Annotated in this window: 1 protein-coding gene; it reads left to right on the plus strand. The window is 63.0% G+C overall.

Annotated features, from left to right (window positions below):
• A partial coding sequence (locus EOA33_RS38545) for a hydantoinase B/oxoprolinase family protein (RefSeq protein WP_190234562.1) occupies window positions 1-408 on the plus strand: 408 nt, incomplete at both ends.

The following is a 408-nucleotide window of genomic DNA, read 5'->3' on the forward strand; positions in this document are numbered from 1 at the left end:
CTGCTGCTGCCCGCCTATGGCGTCTTCCAGCGGCTCTTGTCGCGCTCCTTCATCGCCCGCGGCTTCGTCGAGGAGGCTTTCGTCGGTCAGGTCAACAGCCCGATGATCGAGATGGGCGGCCAGAGCCAGTACGGCACGCTGTTCGGCATGGCGCATTTCGAATGCGCCGCCGCCGGCTCCGGCGCACTTGCCATCAAGGACGGTCTCGACACCGCCTATGTCGGCTGGAACCCGGAATCCGACATGGGCAATATCGAGATCTGGGAACAGAACATGCCGATGCTCTATATCGGCCGCTCCATCGTTCCCAATTCCGGCGGCGCCGGCAAATATCGCGGCGGCTGTTCCTTCCTGTCGACCTGGCTGGTTTCGAAGACCGACCATTTGCGGCTGGTCACCTCCGAGCAC

Origin of the sequence: Mesorhizobium sp. M4A.F.Ca.ET.050.02.1.1, assembly GCF_003997725.1 — a bacterium.
Taxonomy (GTDB): Bacteria; Pseudomonadota; Alphaproteobacteria; order Rhizobiales; family Rhizobiaceae; genus Mesorhizobium.